The organism is Sutcliffiella rhizosphaerae, assembly GCF_917563925.1.
GTDB classification, from domain to species: Bacteria; Bacillota; Bacilli; order Bacillales; family Bacillaceae_I; genus Sutcliffiella_A; species Sutcliffiella_A rhizosphaerae.
Genome location: NZ_CAKJTJ010000013.1, coordinates 79,640 through 98,246, shown reverse-complemented (window position 1 = coordinate 98,246; position 18,607 = coordinate 79,640). Strand labels below are relative to the sequence as shown.

Annotated in this window: 14 protein-coding genes, 17 tRNA genes and 1 rRNA gene; 30 read left to right on the top strand and 2 right to left on the bottom strand. The window is 38.4% G+C overall.

Going from position 1 to position 18,607, the window contains the following annotated elements; genetic code table 11:
* The first annotated feature begins 192 nt into the window (after positions 1-192).
* The 18 genes from rrf (at position 193) to LRP81_RS12915 (ending at position 2,026) form a co-directional block, all read left to right on the top strand.
* Positions 193-309 (top strand): 5S ribosomal RNA (gene rrf, locus LRP81_RS13000).
* 9 nt (positions 310-318) lie between these two features.
* Positions 319-393 (top strand) — tRNA-Asn (locus LRP81_RS12995).
* A 4-nt stretch (positions 394-397) separates the two neighbouring features.
* Positions 398-489, top strand: a tRNA-Ser gene (locus tag LRP81_RS12990).
* Positions 490-497: 8 nt separating this feature from the next.
* Positions 498-572: transfer RNA gene (locus tag LRP81_RS12985), tRNA-Glu, on the top strand.
* A gap of 38 nt (positions 573-610) precedes the next feature.
* Positions 611-686 (top strand) — tRNA-Val (locus LRP81_RS12980).
* A gap of 162 nt (positions 687-848) precedes the next feature.
* Positions 849-925, top strand: a tRNA-Met gene (locus tag LRP81_RS12975).
* Between the two features lie 4 nt (positions 926-929).
* A tRNA-Asp gene (locus tag LRP81_RS12970) sits at positions 930-1,005 on the top strand.
* Between the two features lie 9 nt (positions 1,006-1,014).
* Positions 1,015-1,087 (top strand) — tRNA-Phe (locus tag LRP81_RS12965).
* 27 nt (positions 1,088-1,114) lie between these two features.
* Positions 1,115-1,190, top strand: a tRNA-Thr gene (locus LRP81_RS12960).
* A 7-nt stretch (positions 1,191-1,197) separates the two neighbouring features.
* Positions 1,198-1,281, top strand: a tRNA-Tyr gene (locus tag LRP81_RS12955).
* Between the two features lie 31 nt (positions 1,282-1,312).
* A tRNA-Trp gene (locus tag LRP81_RS12950) sits at positions 1,313-1,386 on the top strand.
* Positions 1,387-1,403: 17 nt separating this feature from the next.
* A tRNA-His gene (locus LRP81_RS12945) sits at positions 1,404-1,479 on the top strand.
* A 9-nt stretch (positions 1,480-1,488) separates the two neighbouring features.
* Positions 1,489-1,563 (top strand) — tRNA-Gln (locus LRP81_RS12940).
* 3 nt (positions 1,564-1,566) lie between these two features.
* A tRNA-Gly gene (locus tag LRP81_RS12935) sits at positions 1,567-1,641 on the top strand.
* A 7-nt stretch (positions 1,642-1,648) separates the two neighbouring features.
* Positions 1,649-1,722, top strand: a tRNA-Cys gene (locus LRP81_RS12930).
* Between the two features lie 32 nt (positions 1,723-1,754).
* Positions 1,755-1,843, top strand: a tRNA-Leu gene (locus tag LRP81_RS12925).
* 22 nt (positions 1,844-1,865) lie between these two features.
* A tRNA-Leu gene (locus LRP81_RS12920) sits at positions 1,866-1,949 on the top strand.
* A 3-nt stretch (positions 1,950-1,952) separates the two neighbouring features.
* Positions 1,953-2,026 (top strand) — tRNA-Gly (locus tag LRP81_RS12915).
* Positions 2,027-2,222: 196 nt separating this feature from the next.
* On the opposite strand, the gene queG is transcribed toward LRP81_RS12915, so the two are convergent.
* Positions 2,223-3,368: a tRNA epoxyqueuosine(34) reductase QueG gene (queG, locus tag LRP81_RS12910; RefSeq protein ID WP_230501734.1), complete on the bottom strand. Its 1,146-nt coding sequence runs from the start codon at positions 3,366-3,368 to the stop codon at positions 2,223-2,225.
* Positions 3,369-3,500: 132 nt separating this feature from the next.
* On the opposite strand from queG, the gene LRP81_RS12905 reads away from it, so the two are divergent.
* From LRP81_RS12905 to LRP81_RS12870, 8 genes are all read left to right on the top strand, one after another.
* Positions 3,501-4,160 carry a B3/B4 domain-containing protein gene (locus LRP81_RS12905; protein ID WP_230501732.1) on the top strand — a complete coding sequence of 220 codons (660 nt, stop codon included), beginning with the start codon at positions 3,501-3,503 and terminating at the stop codon, positions 4,158-4,160.
* A gap of 38 nt (positions 4,161-4,198) precedes the next feature.
* The gene (locus LRP81_RS12900) at positions 4,199-5,146 is read left to right on the top strand and encodes a nuclease-related domain-containing protein (protein ID WP_230501730.1); all 948 of its coding nucleotides are present in this window, start codon (positions 4,199-4,201) and stop codon (positions 5,144-5,146) included.
* Between the two features lie 529 nt (positions 5,147-5,675).
* Positions 5,676-6,581: an amidase domain-containing protein gene (locus tag LRP81_RS12895; RefSeq protein WP_230501750.1), complete on the top strand. Its 906-nt coding sequence runs from the start codon at positions 5,676-5,678 to the stop codon at positions 6,579-6,581.
* Between the two features lie 58 nt (positions 6,582-6,639).
* Complete coding sequence (gene trmL, locus LRP81_RS12890; protein WP_230501728.1) at positions 6,640-7,140, top strand: tRNA (uridine(34)/cytosine(34)/5-carboxymethylaminomethyluridine(34)-2'-O)-methyltransferase TrmL; 501 nt, start codon at positions 6,640-6,642, stop codon at positions 7,138-7,140.
* 375 nt (positions 7,141-7,515) lie between these two features.
* Positions 7,516-9,411 (top strand): PrkA family serine protein kinase, encoded by a 1,896-nt coding sequence (locus LRP81_RS12885; protein WP_230501726.1) that lies wholly within the window; start codon positions 7,516-7,518, stop codon positions 9,409-9,411.
* Positions 9,412-9,550: 139 nt separating this feature from the next.
* The gene (locus LRP81_RS12880; RefSeq protein WP_230501724.1) at positions 9,551-9,706 is read left to right on the top strand and encodes a hypothetical protein; all 156 of its coding nucleotides are present in this window, start codon (positions 9,551-9,553) and stop codon (positions 9,704-9,706) included.
* A gap of 296 nt (positions 9,707-10,002) precedes the next feature.
* Positions 10,003-11,172, top strand: a complete 1,170-nt coding sequence (yhbH, locus tag LRP81_RS12875) for a sporulation protein YhbH (protein WP_230501722.1) — start codon at positions 10,003-10,005, stop codon at positions 11,170-11,172.
* Positions 11,173-11,351: 179 nt separating this feature from the next.
* Positions 11,352-12,611, top strand: coding sequence for an ATP-binding protein (locus LRP81_RS12870; RefSeq protein ID WP_230501720.1), 1,260 nt, complete (start codon positions 11,352-11,354; stop codon positions 12,609-12,611).
* A 40-nt stretch (positions 12,612-12,651) separates the two neighbouring features.
* Here LRP81_RS12870 and LRP81_RS12865 read toward each other — a convergent pair whose 3' ends face one another.
* Positions 12,652-14,250 carry a glutathione ABC transporter substrate-binding protein gene (locus LRP81_RS12865; RefSeq protein WP_230501718.1) on the bottom strand — a complete coding sequence of 533 codons (1,599 nt, stop codon included), beginning with the start codon at positions 14,248-14,250 and terminating at the stop codon, positions 12,652-12,654.
* A gap of 368 nt (positions 14,251-14,618) precedes the next feature.
* Here LRP81_RS12865 and LRP81_RS12860 point away from each other — a divergent pair, with 368 nt between their 5' ends.
* Genes LRP81_RS12860 through LRP81_RS12845 form a run of 4 tightly spaced genes read left to right on the top strand, consistent with a single transcriptional unit; the run spans position 14,619 to position 18,510 of the window.
* Positions 14,619-15,518 carry an ABC transporter permease gene (locus LRP81_RS12860; protein WP_230501716.1) on the top strand — a complete coding sequence of 300 codons (900 nt, stop codon included), beginning with the start codon at positions 14,619-14,621 and terminating at the stop codon, positions 15,516-15,518.
* Between the two features lie 21 nt (positions 15,519-15,539).
* Positions 15,540-16,466, top strand: a complete 927-nt coding sequence (locus LRP81_RS12855; protein ID WP_230501714.1) for an ABC transporter permease — start codon at positions 15,540-15,542, stop codon at positions 16,464-16,466.
* A gap of 15 nt (positions 16,467-16,481) precedes the next feature.
* The gene (locus LRP81_RS12850; protein WP_230501712.1) at positions 16,482-17,504 is read left to right on the top strand and encodes an ABC transporter ATP-binding protein; all 1,023 of its coding nucleotides are present in this window, start codon (positions 16,482-16,484) and stop codon (positions 17,502-17,504) included.
* A complete protein-coding gene (locus tag LRP81_RS12845; protein ID WP_317987072.1) occupies positions 17,497-18,510 on the top strand; it encodes an ABC transporter ATP-binding protein in 1,014 nt (337 codons plus the stop codon). Before LRP81_RS12850 ends, LRP81_RS12845 begins: the two co-directional genes overlap by 8 nt.
* Positions 18,511-18,607: the final 97 nt, after the last annotated feature.

Below are 18,607 nucleotides of genomic sequence, written 5' to 3'. Positions count from 1 at the left end.
GGTAGATAGGTTCGAGGTGGAAGCGTGGCGACACGTGGAGCTGACGAATACTAATCGATCGAGGACTTAACCCAAAAATTTGATGAATGGATCGTGAATTTCTTGATAGAACACATTATCTAGTTTTGAAGGAACAACCAAGATGGAAAAAACATCTTGAAATTCTTTCTGAACAACGTATAATATAATTTGTCTGGTGGCGATAGCGAAGAGGTCACACCCGTTCCCATACCGAACACGGAAGTTAAGCTCTTCAGCGCCGATGGTAGTTGGGGGCTGTCCCCCTGTGAGAGTAGGACGTTGCCAGGCTAGTATTGATCCACCATAGCTCAGCGGTAGAGCATTCGGCTGTTAACCGAAGGGTCGTAGGTTCGAATCCTACTGGTGGAGCCAATATGGAGAGCTGTCCGAGTGGCCGAAGGAGCACGATTGGAAATCGTGTAGACGGTTACCGCCGTCTCAAGGGTTCAAATCCCTTGCTCTCCGCCATTATAACTGGCCCATTGGTCAAGCGGTTAAGACACCGCCCTTTCACGGCGGTAACACGGGTTCGAATCCCGTATGGGTCACCATAGTTTTTTAAGAAAGTAATTAAAATGTCCATTACATAGGAGGATTAGCTCAGCTGGGAGAGCACCTGCCTTACAAGCAGGGGGTCGGCGGTTCGATCCCGTCATCCTCCACCATTGTTTTTAACATAACATTATTATCGCGGGGTGGAGCAACGAGCGTATGCTTCTTGAAACACTTCGAGTTGTACCGATCGATTAACATCACTGAAAAATCAATTAGAGGTCGGGACAGTCAGTAACTAATGTGCATCAGTAACAAGAATTAATTATTACTATCGCGGGGTGGAGCAGTCTGGTAGCTCGTCGGGCTCATAACCCGAAGGTCGCAGGTTCAAATCCTGTCCCCGCAACCAAAATGGTCCCGTGGTGTAGCGGTTAACATGCCTGCCTGTCACGCAGGAGATCGCGGGTTCGATCCCCGTCGGGACCGCCATTTTAAATAGGCTCGGTAGCTCAGTTGGTAGAGCAATGGACTGAAAATCCATGTGTCGGCGGTTCGATTCCGTCCCGAGCCACCTTTAACTTTTCACATTAGTGAAATTGCCGGTGTAGCTCAGTTGGTAGAGCAACTGACTTGTAATCAGTAGGTCGTGGGTTCGACTCCTATCGCCGGCACCACATATATGGAGGGGTAGCGAAGTGGCTAAACGCGGCGGACTGTAAATCCGCTCCTTAGGGTTCGGCAGTTCGAATCTGCCCCCCTCCACCATTTCTTTGTAAATTGTAACACTTAAGTTAATAGGGGCATAGTTTAACGGTAGAACAGAGGTCTCCAAAACCTCCGGTGTGGGTTCGATTCCTACTGCCCCTGCCAATTATATTATTAAAATGGCGGTTGTGGCGAAGTGGTTAACGCATCGGATTGTGGTTCCGACATTCGTGGGTTCGATTCCCATCAGTCGCCCCATTTTTTTATTGGGCTATAGCCAAGCGGTAAGGCATCGCACTTTGACTGCGACATGCGTTGGTTCGAATCCAGCTAGCCCAGCCAATTGCGGAAGTAGTTCAGTGGTAGAACACCACCTTGCCAAGGTGGGGGTCGCGGGTTCGAATCCCGTCTTCCGCTCCAGCAAGTAGGTGGCATAGCCAAGTGGTAAGGCCAAGGTCTGCAAAACCTTTATCACCGGTTCAAATCCGGTTGCCACCTCCAATTTTGTTTATTTTTTCATTTAACGTTGCCCAGCCGGGGTGGCGGAACTGGCAGACGCACAGGACTTAAAATCCTGCGGTAGGTGACTACCGTACCGGTTCGATTCCGGTCCTCGGCACCATATGAATAATTGTTTGAGTTATGCCGGTGTGGCGGAATTGGCAGACGCGCACGACTCAAAATCGTGTTCCTCTGGAGTGCCGGTTCGACCCCGGCCACCGGTACCACTAGCGGGTGTAGTTTAATGGTAAAACCTCAGCCTTCCAAGCTGATGTCGTGGGTTCGATTCCCATCACCCGCTCCATACATAACAGTTCAAGACCTCGACCTAATAAAGGAAGAGGTCTTTTTTGTATTTTGAAATTAATGCACTATCTAGTTCTCGTGCCATTTAAGTGTTTTTACAATTATTTAGATGTAGGAACGCATAAGACAGGAAAAGTCAAATGTATTCCTACGCAGCAAATTATAGTAATTTAACCCGCAAACGAGAGGTGAAATCACCTCTCGTTTTGTAGCATAGATATTCCTTTATCAAGTTCCTCTAATACTTGTTCGTCTTTTTCTGAATGTTTGAATGTCTCAAGTGCTTCTTGGTAGTTTGGATTACCAATTCTCCCTACAGCCCAAGCAGCAGTCCCACGAATAACAGGTCGTGGATCATTTTTAATTAATTGAAGTAAATCTGGAATTGCAGAATCGTCCTTAAAATGAGCAAGTGCAATAATAGCATTTCGCTGTATTGGTTTCTTTCCTCTCCAAGATCCAGAGATGCTGCCAAACTTGTCCCGGAACTCGCGATTGGAGATATGAAGCAATGGTTTCAGTACTGGTTTTACAATCTCAGGATCTGGTTCCATTTCGGGATGAAGGTGAAAGTCTTTGCCTTTATTTTCGGGACAGACTGTTTGACACGTATCACATCCATATAAGCGGTTCCCAAGTTTTAGTCTGTATTCTTCAGCTAGAAAGCCTTTTGTTTGAGTGAGAAATGCAATACATTTATTTGAATCGAGTTGTCCACCTTGAACAAGCGCACCAGTAGGGCAAACATCGACACATTTATTACATGTTCCACAATTATCCTCTAACGGTGTATCTGGCTCAAATGGAATGGTCGTAATCATTTCACCTAAATAAACATAAGAACCATATTCAGGTGTGATAATGGCACAGTTTTTTCCGCTCCAACCGATTCCTGCTCTTTCAGCGACTGCTCGGTCACTTAGTTCGCCCGTATCAACCATAGACTTTGTAATAGCAGTTGGTTCTTTTTCTATTATAAAAGCTTCTAATTGTCTTAATTTCTCTCTTAATATGTCATGATAATCATTTCCCCAAGAAGCACGACAAAAGACTCCTCTACGCTCTTCTTTGGTGCTTCGTGGTGCATTTTTCAATTTTGAAGGATAGGCAAGGGCAATAGCTATAATACTTTTTGCTTTCGGTAATACTTGCTCTGGATTCGTACGTTTGTTAATGTCAGGTTCCTCAAAACCAGATTGGTATCCGAGTTGTTGTTGAGTAATTAATCTTTCTTTTAACCCAGTAAAAACACCTGCACTTGCAAATCCAATTTTATCAATGCCAATTTCTTTACTGAATTTAATAATTTCTTCTTTTAGCTGCTGATTTGCCTTAATCAAAGTGAACACCTCCTTTGTTATACATTAGCCAAAACTTATTGTATCATATTTTATTAGAATTGTTTTGATAGCAAAATTACCCAACTAATATGATACAATTGCGATAAGTAATGATGGAAAGGTTGGTCTTTTATGCACATAATCATTAGTTCAAATGTTCCCTCAAGCAATTTCGGAATAATTGTTTATAAAGATATTACAGTAGGCGACTCACCTCAAATGTTAAAGGGAAGAATTAGACTCTTTCAGGAATCTCTTCATTTGGACTTAGAAGAGAAAGATATGAAGGATATTGAAGGTGTTGCAGTATGGCGTTCTTATTTTAAAGAGGTAGGTACTGATCCTTCCAGATATCGTCCATCTGTAGAAGCATTATATCGAAGAATAAAAAAAGGACAATTTTTGGAACCTTTTCATTCAGCAGTTGATTTGAATAATTTCTTTTCATTAAAGTATGAAATTCCTTTAGGTATTTATGATTTAAGAAAAATAGAAGGCAACGTAATAATTCATGCAGGAGAAAAAGGAGGGAGTTATCAGGGATTAAATGGGCGTGAAATTAAGCTCGACCATATGATCCATACTGCTGATGATGCAGGACCATTTGGAAGTCCGTTCGTAGATAGTATTCGTACTGCTGTTTCTTTGGATACTACTGCTGCACTACATGTTGTTTACTTTAAACCTTCAATGGATGATTCAGAATGTGGGGAAATGCTGACAGCTATTAGTGATATGTTTCTACAAGTTCATGGTGGAAGTAGTGAATGTCAGTTAGTCAAAAGCAGGTAATTTACTACCTGCTTTTATAAAAAATTGGGGGTGTGTGGATGATATTGAAAAGAAGAGAAGAGTCTGAAGAACTAAGATTTTTGAGAATGCTTAAGACAAGAGTAGATAAAGTGGATGATAGTTATCTTCGCAATCTTCTTAAAGGTTACCAAGGTGAACAATTATTTGATTGTATCTTGGAAGATTATCTTTCAGAAGACTGGATAGTATTAAATGATTTGTTACTAAACCATGCGAGTACATTTTTTCAATTAGATTCTGTTTTAATAACTTCTGAAAAAATTTATATTTTTGAAGTGAAAAATTACGAAGGTGACTTTATTGTTGAAGGTGATCGATGGTATACACTAGGAAGAACAGAAATCAAAAACCCGTTGTTACAAATTTCCCGTAGTGAAACCATGCTAAGAAAGATTCTAAAAGATCTTGGATATCTTATCCCCGTTGAATTTAACCTCATATTAATTAATAGCAAATTTCATCTATATAACAGTACCCCAAAGTTCCCAGTTGTTTATGCTTCTCAAATTAAACGATACTTAAATAAACTCAAAGAAAATACCAAAGGAAAATGTACTACAAGGCATATACAATTGGCTAAAAAGTTGATGGAATTACATATACCTGATTCCCCATTTAAGAGAATCCCCGATTATACGTTTGAAGAGCTTCAAAAGGGTCTAGTTTGTTTAGGATGTGGCGGAATGATTAGAACTAGCATTAACAGGAAATTAGGATGCAAGAATTGCAGTTTTATAGAAAATACGGAAATAGCAATTTACAATTCAATAATTGAATTTAACAAGTTATTTCCTAATATGCATATTACCACAAACTTGATTCAAGAGTGGATAGGAAAAGTTGTTTCTAAAAGAACAGTTCAAAGAGTATTAAAAAAATATTGTCATTCAATTGGCCACGCAAAAGGTACAATGTACAGTTTAAATACTCCCACTATACAAGTGAATATTGGAAGAGATGAATGACTTGGGGTTTGCCTATATTTTTTTAAATCTTTGCAAAAAAAAGTGGTAAACCTGAAATAATGTCCATATCCACTGCCTTTGCAACACGAAAAAAGAGGAAAACCACAATTAGTGTCCACATCCACTGCCTTTGCAACACGAAAAAAGAGGAAAACCATAATTAGTGTCCACATCCACTGCCTTTGCAACGCGAAAAAAGAGGAAAACCACAATTAGTGTCCACATCCACTGCCTTTGCAACACGAAAAAAGAGGAAAACCATAATTAGTGTCCACATTCACTGCCTTTGCAACGCGAAAAAAGAGGAAAACCATAATTAGTGTCCACATTCACTGCCTTTGCAACGCGAAAAAAGAGGAATACTATAATTAGTGTCCACAATCAGGTTGGTGCAAATACAAAAATACCTTAGCATTATTAATAATTAGGATTTCTAGCAATTCTTTTAATTCAACTTCCCCAAGCCCTCCTCATAAGTATAATTACAAGGGCTACTTACCCAAGAGAGGGGAACGGAAGGATGAGCAGCATAAGGGAGAAACTTCAAAACCACATACAAAGTAAACTGGATAGCTATGTCTTAAAATCAAAGATAAGTGGACGATCCATTCTTAACGAGGATATCATCAAACAAAAGCAAGCGGCACATAAAAGAAGGGCTGCCGAAATTGTGAAATGCTCGGCAAATGCAAAGATTCATTCTATTCTTGAGGAACAACACGAATCAGAGACAAATGTTATATACGAGATACACACCCGTTATCTTATTAAACAGAAGAATAAACTTTATTTGGAAGAAGAAGTAGATCAGCGCTTTGCACAGTGGATTAATGAAACGCTCATTCAGGATATTTCAATCTTGGATGAGGGGGAGAGTAACTTGCCGAAGTTTATTCCATCAATGGAGGAGGAGCAAATTCTGAATCATTCTTCAGAGGGAGTGCGCTTTAAATTCAGCCGGACAGAAGCTGTTAGGTATGCTGAACAGTATTGGAATGCGTATAACCCGCAATTTAAAAATTTTGATGTGAACTGTACGAATTATATTTCGCAGTGTTTGTATGCAGGTGGGGCACCGATGGTTGGGTATCCTAAAAAGTCTGGTGGCTGGTGGATGAGAAATAATGATTGGAGTTATACGTGGACAGTGGCGCATGCCTTGAGGTGGTATTTGCCAAGTGCTAAGCAGGGGTTAAAGGCAAAGGAGGTCAAGAGTGTCTCTCAGCTTATGCCAGGGGACGTTATTTGTTATGACTTTGAGGGTGATGGACGCTTTGATCATAACACGATTGTGGTAGCGAAGGATGAAAATGGTGAGCCGTTGGTAAATGCTAACACATATAACTGTAGGATGAGATATTGGAAGTATGAGGATTCTACCGCTTACACACCAAATATTAAGTATAAGTTTTTTCACATTCATGACCGTAATTAAGTACTTGATTCCAATAGAAGAAAACGGTATTGTTGTAGAGGAATGATAGAAATATGAGGTGACGATTGTGGGAATACATGTGGTATTATATCAACCAGAGATTCCAGCTAATACAGGAAATATTGCAAGAACGTGTGCAGCGACTAATACGACATTACACTTAATCAGACCGCTTGGGTTTTCAACAGATGATAAGATGTTAAAACGTGCGGGTCTTGATTATTGGGAGTTTGTGAATGTGGTGTATTATGATTCATTAGATGAATTGTTTGAGAAAAATAGAGAAGCGGAGTTTTTCTATATTACTAAGTTCGGGATGAAGCCGCATACTTCTTTTGATTACAGCAATCTTGAGAAGGATTATTTCTTCGTATTTGGTAGGGAAACAACAGGATTGCCTAAAGACTTAATTCAAAATAATTTGGATCAGTGCTTACGACTTCCTATGACAACTAATGTTAGGTCATTAAACCTTTCAAATACAGCTGCAATTCTTGTTTATGAAGCTTTGCGCCAGCAAGATTATCCTACTCTTTCTTTAGAATTTCCAGAAGCTTAAAAAAGAAGCCCTCCGAAATATGGAAGGGCTTCTTTTCATTTATTGGACAGACAAGCCTTTTACCTTTTACGTGTACCTGGGCGTGTATCATATCCAGCAGTGAAAATTGATATTAAAAAGGTAATACATACGCCAAGAATTAAAAATCCGGAAATACCCATGGATTTGTTCCTCCTTATGTAAAGTTAGTTCATGTAAGCATACTATTTATAGTATAACCCAATGAACAAGTTATGTGAATCATATGTATGGAGAATTTTTGACAAGGTGATAGTCCTCCCTTAATTAAATAATACATGTTTCACTTTGGCATTGCATAGAGTATATTAATCAACAATCACGACTCTTGAAGCTGTAAAAAAAGGGGAGGTCCTAATGGATATTTTACGTAAAATTGAAAAGTACCGGCAAGAAGAACAAAGGCTGAAGTGGGAAGGAACCTTTGGGCAGTATTTGGAGATTTTGAAAAATGAACCATGGGTGGCACAATCCGCGCATTCACGGGTTTACAATATGATTAAAGATGCTGGGGTAGAGGAAGTTAATGGGCAGCGAAAGTATAATTTCTTTAGCAATGCCCTTTTTGGGTTAGAGGAGGCATTGGAGCGGCTTGTAGAGGAATATTTCCATCCGGCTGCTAAACGCCTTGATGTGAGAAAGAGGATATTGCTTTTGATGGGACCAGTAAGTGGGGGGAAATCCACTTTGGTCACTATTTTAAAACGTGGGCTTGAGCAATACAGCCTTACAGATAGAGGGGCTGTTTATGCGATAAAAGGATGCCCGATGCATGAAGATCCACTTCATTTAATACCACATCATTTACGGGATGATTTTTATGTTGAGTACGGTGTAAGGGTGGAAGGGAATTTATCGCCTTTAAATATGATGCGCTTGGAAAAAGAATATGAGGGACGGATTGAAGATGTCTTGATTGAACGGATATTCCTATCAGAGAATCAGCGAGTCGGGGTGGGGACCTTTAGTCCATCTGATCCAAAATCACAGGATATTGCAGATTTGACCGGAAGTATTGACTTTTCCACAATTGCTGAATTTGGTTCTGAATCAGATCCACGTGCTTATCGTTTTGATGGAGAACTAAATAAAGCAAACCGGGGTATGATGGAGTTCCAGGAAATGCTTAAATGTGATGAGAAATTCCTGTGGCATTTACTTTCATTGACTCAGGAAGGAAATTTTAAGGCAGGAAGGTTTGCTTTAATAAGTGCTGATGAATTAATTGTAGCTCATACAAATGAAACGGAGTACCGTTCCTTTATTTCCAATAAAAAGAATGAAGCGTTGCATTCTCGGATAATCGTAATGCCTGTTCCTTATAATTTACGTTTATCAGAAGAAGAAAGAATTTATGAAAAAATGATTAGAGAAAGTGATGTGGCAAATGTCCACATTGCTCCACATACTCTAAGAGTTGCCGCGATGTTTACGATCCTCACCAGGTTAAAAGAAGCAAAGCGGGGAGATATTGACCTCGTTAAAAAGATGCGCTTGTATGATGGCGAATCTGTAGAGGGATTCAATTCTGTTGATGTGGATGAATTAAAAAAGGAATATCCAGATGAAGGAATGAGCGGGATTGATCCGAGGTATGTCATAAACCGCATCTCATCTACTATTATCCGTAAGGAAATACCATCTATCAATTCACTAGACGTTCTTCGTTCTCTTAAGGAAGGATTAGATCAACATGCTTCCATTTCAAATGAGGATAGAGAGAGATTCTTGAATTTCATTTCAGTTGCTAGAAAAGAATATGACAACATTGCTAAAAAAGAAGTTCAGAAAGCCTTTGTGTATTCTTATGAAGAGTCGGCAAAGACGCTAATGGATAATTATCTAGACAATGTTGAAGCATATTGCAATAAATCTAAACTTAGGGATCCTCTGACAGGTGAAGAAATGAGTGCAGATGAAAAATTAATGCGATCAATTGAAGAACAGATTGGAATTTCCGAGAACGCCAAAAAAGCATTCCGTGAAGAAATTCTCATCCGAATTTCTGCATATGCTCGTAAAGGTAAACGGTTTGATTATAATTCCCATGAACGCCTCCGGGAAGCAATCCAGAAAAAGCTCTTTGCGGATCTAAAGGATGTTGTAAAAATAACGACTTCCTCGAAAACACCAGATGAAACACAACTTAAGAAGATAAATGAAGTTGTAGCTCGTCTTATTGATGAGCATGGTTATAACTCTACTTCTGCAAATGATTTACTAAGATATGTCGGTAGCCTTTTGAATAGATAAGCAATAGAATTTACAAGCTCGATCAAGGCTCAGAGTGTTTGTATCGCTCTGAGCTTGTCTTACATTAAGATATTGACTTTTTCTTTGTAGGTTTGTTTCCTATCTAAAAAGGGAAAAATAAATGTAAGAGGTGATTCCTATGAAGAGAGAAGATGCTTATGAGAATACAATGGCACCAAATGAAGCAGAAATGGAGAAACTGGCCAAAGAAATGGAACAGTTAAAGGAAAATAAAACAAACAAAGAACGAAGTCCAAAGCAGCATAAAAATAATAGCAAAAATGAAAAAGAGTAAATGTTACCCTTCTGCACGTTGAGGAGGGTTTTTATTTTGGATTTTTTGTATAGTACAATCTTGTTTGTGCATAAATCTATTATTACAGTATTGGTAGATAGGCTTGTCTAAATATGAAAATACGAGCCTAATTTTCTTAATAATCTGTCAATTATTTATCGAACGTGCATAGGATAGAGTAACCAACCCCATCGTATTGAACGGTTGGATTTTAAAATTTCACCAAGATAGTTTATGAAAAAAGTTATGAAAAGGTTCCTGGAAACGTAAAATTAATTAAATAGGGAGGGATATCGATGACTATGTCAGATGATACGAATTTTATAGTGTCCAAAGAGGATTGGTCCCTCCATCGAAAAGGCCACGACGACCAAAAACGCCATCAGGAAAAGGTCCAGGAGGCTATTAAAAATAACTTGCCAGATCTTATTACTGAAGAGAATATAGTCATGTCTAATGGTAGAGAGGTCGTAAAAATTCCAATTAGGTCTCTAGATGAATACAGAATTCGTTATAATTATGACAAAAACAAGCATGTTGGCCAGGGAGATGGAGACAGTCAAGTCGGTGATGTTGTTGCCAGAGACGGGTCAGGTCAGCAAAAAGGTCCAGGTAAGGGAGAAGGAGCGGGAGATCAAGCTGGGGAGGATTATTACGAAGCAGAGGTTTCGTTAATGGATCTTGAAACAGCTCTTTTTAATCAATTGGAACTTCCAAACCTAAAGCAGAAAGAACGAGCTGAGAATATCATTGAACATTATGAATTTAACGATATTAGGCGAACAGGTCTTATGGGAAATATAGATAAAAAAAGGACAATGATGTCTGCTTACAAACGGAATGCAATGAAAGGCAAAGCTAGTTTTCATCCAATATTTAAAGAGGATTTGAAATTCAAAACATGGAACGAAGTCGTTAAGCCAGATTCGAAAGCGGTCGTTTTGATGATGATGGATACGAGCGGATCAATGGGAATGTGGGAAAAATATATGGCTAGAAGCTTCTATTTTTGGATGACCAGGTTCTTGAGAACGAAATATGAAACAGTGGATATTGAATTTATTGCGCATCATACAGAGGCAAGAGTCGTTAGTGAAGAAGATTTCTTCTCAAAAGGAGAGAGTGGGGGTACTATCTGCTCTTCAGCATACCGTAAAGCATTGGAATTGATTGAAAATAAATATAATCCGGCAAGATTCAATATTTATCCTTTTCATTTTTCAGATGGAGATAATCTCACATCGGATAACCAACGATGTGTCAAACTAGTCGGTGAATTAATGAAAGTATCCAATATGTTTGGATATGGAGAAGTAAATCAATATAATCGTCACTCCACCTTAATGTCGGCCTATAAAAATGTAAACGATGAAAAATTTCGTCACTATATACTAAAACAAAAACCAGATGTATTTCACGCAATGAAAGAATTTTTTAAAAAGGAAGAGAGGAAGAAATTTGCATAGCAAAGCCCTTTTGATATGAATAAATGCATGAAACCAAGAAAGTAACTCTCTTGATTTCATGCGTTTTTTCATTTTTCCGTGCAAGTTGAATACACTACTGCAATTAAATTAATAAAGGAGTTTGGAAGTAGTTAGTCGAAATCAATGAATAGATTGAAAAAATTGTAGAGGAGATTGGAATGTTTGAAGATATTAAATTTGTTTTATACCATGTATTAATTATCCTATTTCCAATCCTTTTTTATTATCAGTTTTTAAACAAGAAAGCTGATGGGAAAGATACGGAAGTAAATTTCCGTTTTCTCGTAACGCTACTAGTCATGTTGTATTGTACTATGTCCTTTCCGATTGAAGTAACAGAAGGGACTTTTTATGATCAAAAATTAATCCCTGTCATTTTAGCATTTTTATATGGTGGATGGCTTTCTGGGTACGTTGTAGTTGTCACTATGTTTCTGTACCTCTTCTTTTATTCGAGCAACCTATTTTTATATACGATAGTGAATTATTTAGTAGTTGGAGTGTTACTAGGGATAGCTAAAGGAATTTATTCAGCAATTCCAGTGAGGAAAAAAATAGTAATCATTTCATCTATCTTTTTAATCGTTACGGTTACAAGATTAATTAGGCAATCCTTTATCGGGGGTCACTCTGATATGTTGGTTACACTGATCGTTTCTAGCATAACCTGGGTGTCATTATGTACAGCAATTTTAATTATTGAAAACCTAAAAACGCAAACTATTTTACAGTATGAAGTACAAAGAGCAGAAAAGCTAAAAGTAGTGAGTGAACTTGCTGCTTCAGTTGCGCATGAGGTTAGGAATCCAATGACTGCCACAAGAGGATTTTTGCAGTTAATGAAGGAGGATGAAAATTTAAATGCTGCACAACGAAGGTTTATGGACATATCCATTGAAGAATTAGACCGTGCACAGGTAATTATTCAAGATTATCTGTCACTTGCAAAACCTAATAAACAGGGAATTAGTATTATTAATTTGTCACAACAAGTAGAAAATGTAATACAGCTCATGTCCAGCTATACGAGTATTAAAAACATAAAAATTTATACTAGTGTTGAACAAGATTTGTACATAAAGGCAAATAAGGATGAAATCAAACAGGTATTAATTAATTTAATAAAAAATGGCGTCGAAGCAGTGGAAAATGGCGGAAATATAGCAATTTACCTTACTAGTAAAGAAGATGACGTTTTAATAGAGATAGTAGATGATGGAATAGGCATGTCCAGTGAACAACTCGAACGTTTAGGAACTCCATTTTATTCAACAAAAGATAAAGGTACTGGAATCGGACTGACGATAACCTATCAAATAATAGAATTGCTTCAAGGTAAAATTGATGTTAAAAGTGAGAATGGAAAAGGTACAACTTTCTTTATTAAACTTCCGAAACAAAAAGAATTAAACATATAAAAACCCCTGACTTTTATGGTCAGGGGTTTCCTTTTGGAAATTATTGAAGCTTCACACCGTGGAAGTAAGGAGTTCCACTGAAGTTTACAAATAATCCAGATGCTTTGTTAGTACCATAAACAAAGTCTGGGTGCTGTAAGTAAACCATTGGTGCTTCATCAACAAGGATTTCAGAGATTTCTTTGTAAGCTACATCACGTTGAGCTTGATCTGTTTCAGAACGAGCTGCATCAAGTAATTCATCTACACGATCGTTCTTGTAGAATGAACGGTTACCAGGCGTACCGAACTGAGAAGAGTGGAATAAAGCATATAAACCGTAATCAGCATCACCAGTTACAGTAGTCCAACCAAGGATGAACATTTCGTGCTCCCCATTTCCTGTTGCGTCAAGGAAAGCACCCCACTCGATTGGTTCAATATTAACAGTGATTCCGATTTCTTTCAACTGTGCTTGAACAAGTGTTGCAATTTGCTCACGCTCAGCAGAACCTGTGTTTACATAAAGTGTTGTTTCAAAACCATTATCGAAACCAGCTTCAGCAAGTAGTGCTTTAGCAGCTTCTATATCGTAATCAAGTGGTTTAAGATCTTGGTAGTTACCAACTACTGTAGGTGCAAGAGGACCTACTGCAGGTACACCTTGACCGTCTAAGATACCGTCAACGATATCTGTTTTGTTGATTGCCATAGAGATTGCTTGACGAACTTCTTTAATGTTAAATGGCTCTTTGTTCATATTGAATCCTACATAATCCATACGAGTACCACGAATCGTTAGCAGTTCGATATCAGCCATTCCTTCTACACGATCAACGTCAGAAGAACCAACTTGCATTACTTGAGCTTCACCAGTTTCAAGCATAGATACACGAGTTGCTTGTTCTGGTACGTTTACAAATTTAATTGTTTCAAGACTTGGAGCACCATTCCAGTAATCTGCATTTTTCTTTAATACGATTTCAGAACCACGGTTCCAAGATTCGAATGCGAATGGACCAGTTCCGATTGGGTTTTCATCAACAGTAGACTCTTCATTGTTTTCTGCTTCGATTGCAGATGGAGCAATGATAGATCCAGCGTTATGTGCTAAGTGAGCTGGAAGTGGAGCAAATGGCTTTTCTGTTTTGAATTGAACAGTGTGCTCATCTACTGCAATTACTTCTGTAATCATGTTAAGTACAACTGCACGTGGAGAAGCAAATTCAGGATCAATAATACGCTCAATGGACATTTTTACTGCATCAGCATTGAAATCAGTGCCATCGTGGAATTTAACGCCTTCACGTAATTTGAACTCCCAAGTTAACTCGTCGATAGGCTCAAAAGATTCTGCTAAAGATGGAATAACGCTTCCGTCTTCTGCATATTCAGTTAAACGATCAAAAATTTGGGTTGTTACGTTTGTTGTTGCAGTATCGTTCATTCCGTGTGGATCAAGTGTTGGTGCGTCAGAAGACACTACATATACTAACTCTCCGCCTTCTTGGCCTACTACTTCTTCACCATCTTCGGAACCGCTATTACCATTGCCGTTTCCGTTAGTAGGTGTGCTGCTGCCATTTCCACCACTACATGCTGAAAGTACTAGCATAAGTGAAAGAAGAAGCAAGATAAATACATTCTTTTTCGCTTTCATGTAAAATTACCCCCTTGAAGAAATTGTTTTTTACGAAAATGTAATCAGTGGTTTTGCCACGATTGATATTTATAATAATCTAAAAACTGAAAATTCACAAGAGTTCTTTTACAAGAATTTTAACAAATTTATTATTTTTGTAATAATAAAGTCCTATTTTTTCCAAAATATTACGTTTTTATTAATTTTTTCTTGTATATAATGAAGGTTAATTTATATGTAGAAATAAGGTTTCTAAAAATTATGTATCCTATGACTCTTTAAAACTATTGTAATATTACAAAATAGTAGATATTATAGAACTAGTTATGTGGAAAATTTAGAATTATTAACTTTGTTACAAAGAGATGAAGGGATGAGAAGAACCTATGAGTCAACCACAACCACAAACGACAACAGGAGTTCCGGTTACATTTGATAATACAAAGGCGCTCCGTTGGCGGACTTTCTACAAAAGACTGGCTAAAAATAAAGCAGCCCTTGCGGGGACCTTTATTATTATATTAGTCATTATCTTGGGGATATTTGCCCCATTGCTTGCTACTCATGACCCAAATACTCCAAATGTCATGAATAAGCTTCAAGGCCCGTCTGCAGAACACTATTTAGGTACAGATGAAATGGGAAGGGATATTTTCAGTCGTCTTCTATTTGGGACTAGAGTCTCATTAGGGATTGGATTTGTCTCTACATTATTAGGTGCTATAGTAGGAGTAACGTTAGGAATCGTTGCTGGTTATTATGGGAGATGGGTAGATAGTTTGATAATGCGAATTTGTGATATTTTACTTGCTTTCCCAGGTATTCTACTTGCTTTGGCAATTGTAAGTGTATTAGGTGCAAGCACAAGAAACGTAATTATTGCAGTTGCGTTTTATGCGATTCCATCTTTTGCGAGGATTGTACGTGGATCAACTCTTAGCGTGAAAAAACTTGAATATGTAGATGCAATAAGAGCTATGGGCTCTAGAGATGGGAGAATTATCTTCCGTCACATTTTACCGAATATTATGTCTCCAATTATTGTACAAGCAACATTATATATTGCTTCTGCCATTATTACAGCAAGTGCCTTATCTTTCCTGGGAATGGGAACAAGACCGCCGACTGCTGAGTGGGGTGCAATGCTGAGTCAAGGTCGTGCTTATTTAGCACAGGCACCACATATCACTTTATTCCCTGGACTTGTTATCTTGCTGGTCGTTATTGGATTTAACTTAATGGGTGATGGACTGCGTGACGCGTTAGATCCAAAATCGAGAAAATAATGGAAAAGAAGGTGAATTAATATGCTTATTTTTATCATACGAAGACTTTTCCAAACGATTCCAGTTCTGTTTGGAGTTACACTAGCAGTATTTATGATGGTGCATCTGATACCTGGGGATGCAGCTCAGATTATGGCAGGGGAACAAGCAAACCCTGAACAGATTGAAGCAATGCGTGAAAAACTCGGATTAAATGAACCTTTACATGTTCAGTATTTTAGTTATATAGGTAATGCGATCCAAGGTGACTTAGGTACTTCGGTTCGTACTAATCGTGATGTTACTTCAGAAATCTTTAGCAGTAGGTTTTGGATTACAGTAGAACTTGCTTTATGGGGGACAGTCCTATCCGTGTTTATGGGTCTAATTGCCGGTATTATTTCTGCGACAAGAAAATACACATTTGCAGATACTTCCCTTATGATCGTAGCTTTGTTTGGAGTATCCATGCCAAACTTTTGGTTAGGAATTATGTTGATTTATCTATTCTCGGTAAATCTTGGATGGCTTCCTGTTGCGGGATGGGGAAATGATTGGAAACAGATGATTCTTCCTATCATTACGTTAGGTACTGGTGGGGCAGCAATTATTGCTCGTATGACTCGTTCCAGTATGCTGGATGTTATTGATCAGGACTATATCAGAACAGCGTATGCTAAAGGTGTTAGTGATAAATTAGTAATATATAAGCATGCCTTACGTAATGCACTTATTCCAGTAGTGACAGTTGTAGGTATACAATTTGGTGGTTTGCTAGGCGGTGCAGTAATTACAGAAACGGTTTTTGCGATTAATGGATTAGGACGTCTTATCATACAGTCGATTACTATGCGTGACTTCCCTATGGTACAAGGAACAATTCTTGTATGTACGCTGATGTTCGTATTAGTAAACTTCCTAGTGGATATCTCATACCGTTTAATTAACAAACGTATAGACCTTAACTAAAGGACGGTGAAAAAAATGACTACAGCTAAAAGCGATAAAATATTAGAAGTGAAAGGCCTAAAAACTTCCTTTTTCACAGATAGTGGAGAAGTAAAGGCAGTTGATGGCGTGGATTTTTCTATTGAGAAGGGGAAGACCCTTGGAATCGTAGGTGAATCTGGGTCGGGAAAAAGTATTACATCCCTTTCTATTATGCGACTTCTTCAAGATGGAGTTGGAAAAATAGTTGGTGGAGAAATTATTTTCAAAGGTGAAAATCTCATTGATAAAACGAAAAAGGAAATGAGGAATCTTCGTGGAAATAACATTTCAATGATTTTCCAAGAACCGATGACCTCTTTGAATCCAACATTGACTTGTGGGGAGCAAATTGCAGAGTCAGTTCGCATTCACCAAAAGTTAGGAAAGAATGCAGCATGGGTAAAAGCAGTAGATATGCTACGACTTGTAGGTATTCCTTCACCAGAAAAGCGTGCAAAGCAATATCCTTTTGAACTATCTGGAGGAATGCGCCAGCGTGTCATGATTGCAATTGCACTTGCATGTAATCCAGAGCTATTAATTGCCGATGAACCTACTACCGCACTAGATGTAACGATTCAAGCTCAAATACTAGATTTAATGAAAAATCTACAAGAGGAGCTAGGAACTTCGTTGATGCTAATTACCCATGACCTCGGTGTAGTTGCCGAAATGTGTGATAAGGTAGCGGTTATGTATTGTGGAAAAGTAGTGGAGTATGCAGACGTTAAGACTATTTTCTCCGATCCTAAGCACCCATATACAGTTGGTCTATTAAACTCAGTACCAAAGCATGATGAAGATGTAGAAGGTGAATTATCTGTAATACATGGTTCTGTTCCTAGTCCTTTTAACCTTCCAACAGGGTGCCGTTTTGCACCACGTTGTCCACATGCGAAGGACATTTGCCGCAACAATCTACCTGATTTAATAGAAGCGGAAGATGGCGACCAAGTACGTTGCTGGATTTACTCTGACAAGTGGGAAGATGAGGAGGTTGCTGCAAGCCATGAGTAATGAAACATTGTTAGAAGTTAAAAATTTAAAACAATACTTTCCTATTAAAGGTGGATTTTTTGGGAGAACCGTTAACCATGTAAAAGCTGTGGATGATATCAGTTTCACAGTAAAGGAAGGGGAAACGGTTAGTATAGTTGGTGAGTCCGGCTGTGGAAAATCAACAACTGGACGTGCAATCCTTCGTTTAGATAATCCTTATTCAGGCGAAGTAACATTCCAGGGAGAAGATTTACTTTCATTAAACAAATCTCAAATGAGAAAAAAGCGTAAAGATTTGCAAATTATTTTCCAAGATCCGTATGCATCTCTTAACCCTCGTCAAACCGTTAGTCAGATCTTAGAGGAAGCATTGGAGATTCAAAATGTTGTTCCTCGTAAGGATCGACGTAAAAAAATTGTAGAGCTTTTAGAAACAGTTGGAATTGGTGCCCATCAAATAGACCGCCATCCACATGAATTTAGTGGAGGTCAACGCCAGCGTATCGGTATTGCTCGTGCGTTGTCTGTAGATCCTAAATTAATCGTATGTGATGAAGCGGTATCTGCCCTTGATGTGTCCATCCAGGCACAGGTTTTAAACTTATTGAAAAAGCTTCAACGTGAGTTTAAATTAACGTATCTCTTTATTTCCCATGACTTGGGAGTTGTTCGCCATATTTCAGATAGAATTATTGTTATGTATTTAGGAAAAATTGTTGAGATAGCAGATAAAGATGCTCTTTTTGCAAACCCTCAACATCCTTATACGAAAGCATTGCTATCAGCGATTCCGAGCACAAACCTAGAGCAGAAAAAAGAACGAATCATTCTTAAAGGAGATGTTCCTTCTCCAATTGATCCGCCACAAGGTTGCCGCTTCCATACGCGCTGTCCATTTGCATTTGATCGTTGCAGAACGGAAGAGCCACAGCTTCATGCTATTCCAGGGAAAAACCAACAATCTGCGTGTCATTTAGTAGAAGACGGAGAAGTAGACTTTTCTCAACTAAAAATGAATTATTAATTCAAAAACCACTCTCAGCTTATAGTTGAGGGTGGTTTATTATGTTTTTGTAGGAATAATAGATAGTTTGTGTTAATATATCTTTAATTCAAGATAT

Coding starts and splice junctions, on each gene's coding strand:
- LRP81_RS12855 (WP_230501714.1), top strand. CDS start 15,540: ATGCTTATTTTTATCATACGAAGACTTTTCCAAACGATTCCAGTTCTG.
- LRP81_RS12870 (WP_230501720.1), top strand. CDS start 11,352: ATGTTTGAAGATATTAAATTTGTTTTATACCATGTATTAATTATCCTA.
- LRP81_RS12845 (WP_317987072.1), top strand. CDS start 17,497: ATGAGTAATGAAACATTGTTAGAAGTTAAAAATTTAAAACAATACTTT.
- yhbH (WP_230501722.1), top strand. CDS start 10,003: ATGACTATGTCAGATGATACGAATTTTATAGTGTCCAAAGAGGATTGG.
- LRP81_RS12880 (WP_230501724.1), top strand. CDS start 9,551: ATGAAGAGAGAAGATGCTTATGAGAATACAATGGCACCAAATGAAGCA.
- LRP81_RS12900 (WP_230501730.1), top strand. CDS start 4,199: ATGATATTGAAAAGAAGAGAAGAGTCTGAAGAACTAAGATTTTTGAGA.
- LRP81_RS12860 (WP_230501716.1), top strand. CDS start 14,619: ATGAGTCAACCACAACCACAAACGACAACAGGAGTTCCGGTTACATTT.
- LRP81_RS12850 (WP_230501712.1), top strand. CDS start 16,482: ATGACTACAGCTAAAAGCGATAAAATATTAGAAGTGAAAGGCCTAAAA.
- LRP81_RS12885 (WP_230501726.1), top strand. CDS start 7,516: ATGGATATTTTACGTAAAATTGAAAAGTACCGGCAAGAAGAACAAAGG.
- LRP81_RS12865 (WP_230501718.1), bottom strand. CDS start 14,250: ATGAAAGCGAAAAAGAATGTATTTATCTTGCTTCTTCTTTCACTTATG.
- LRP81_RS12905 (WP_230501732.1), top strand. CDS start 3,501: ATGCACATAATCATTAGTTCAAATGTTCCCTCAAGCAATTTCGGAATA.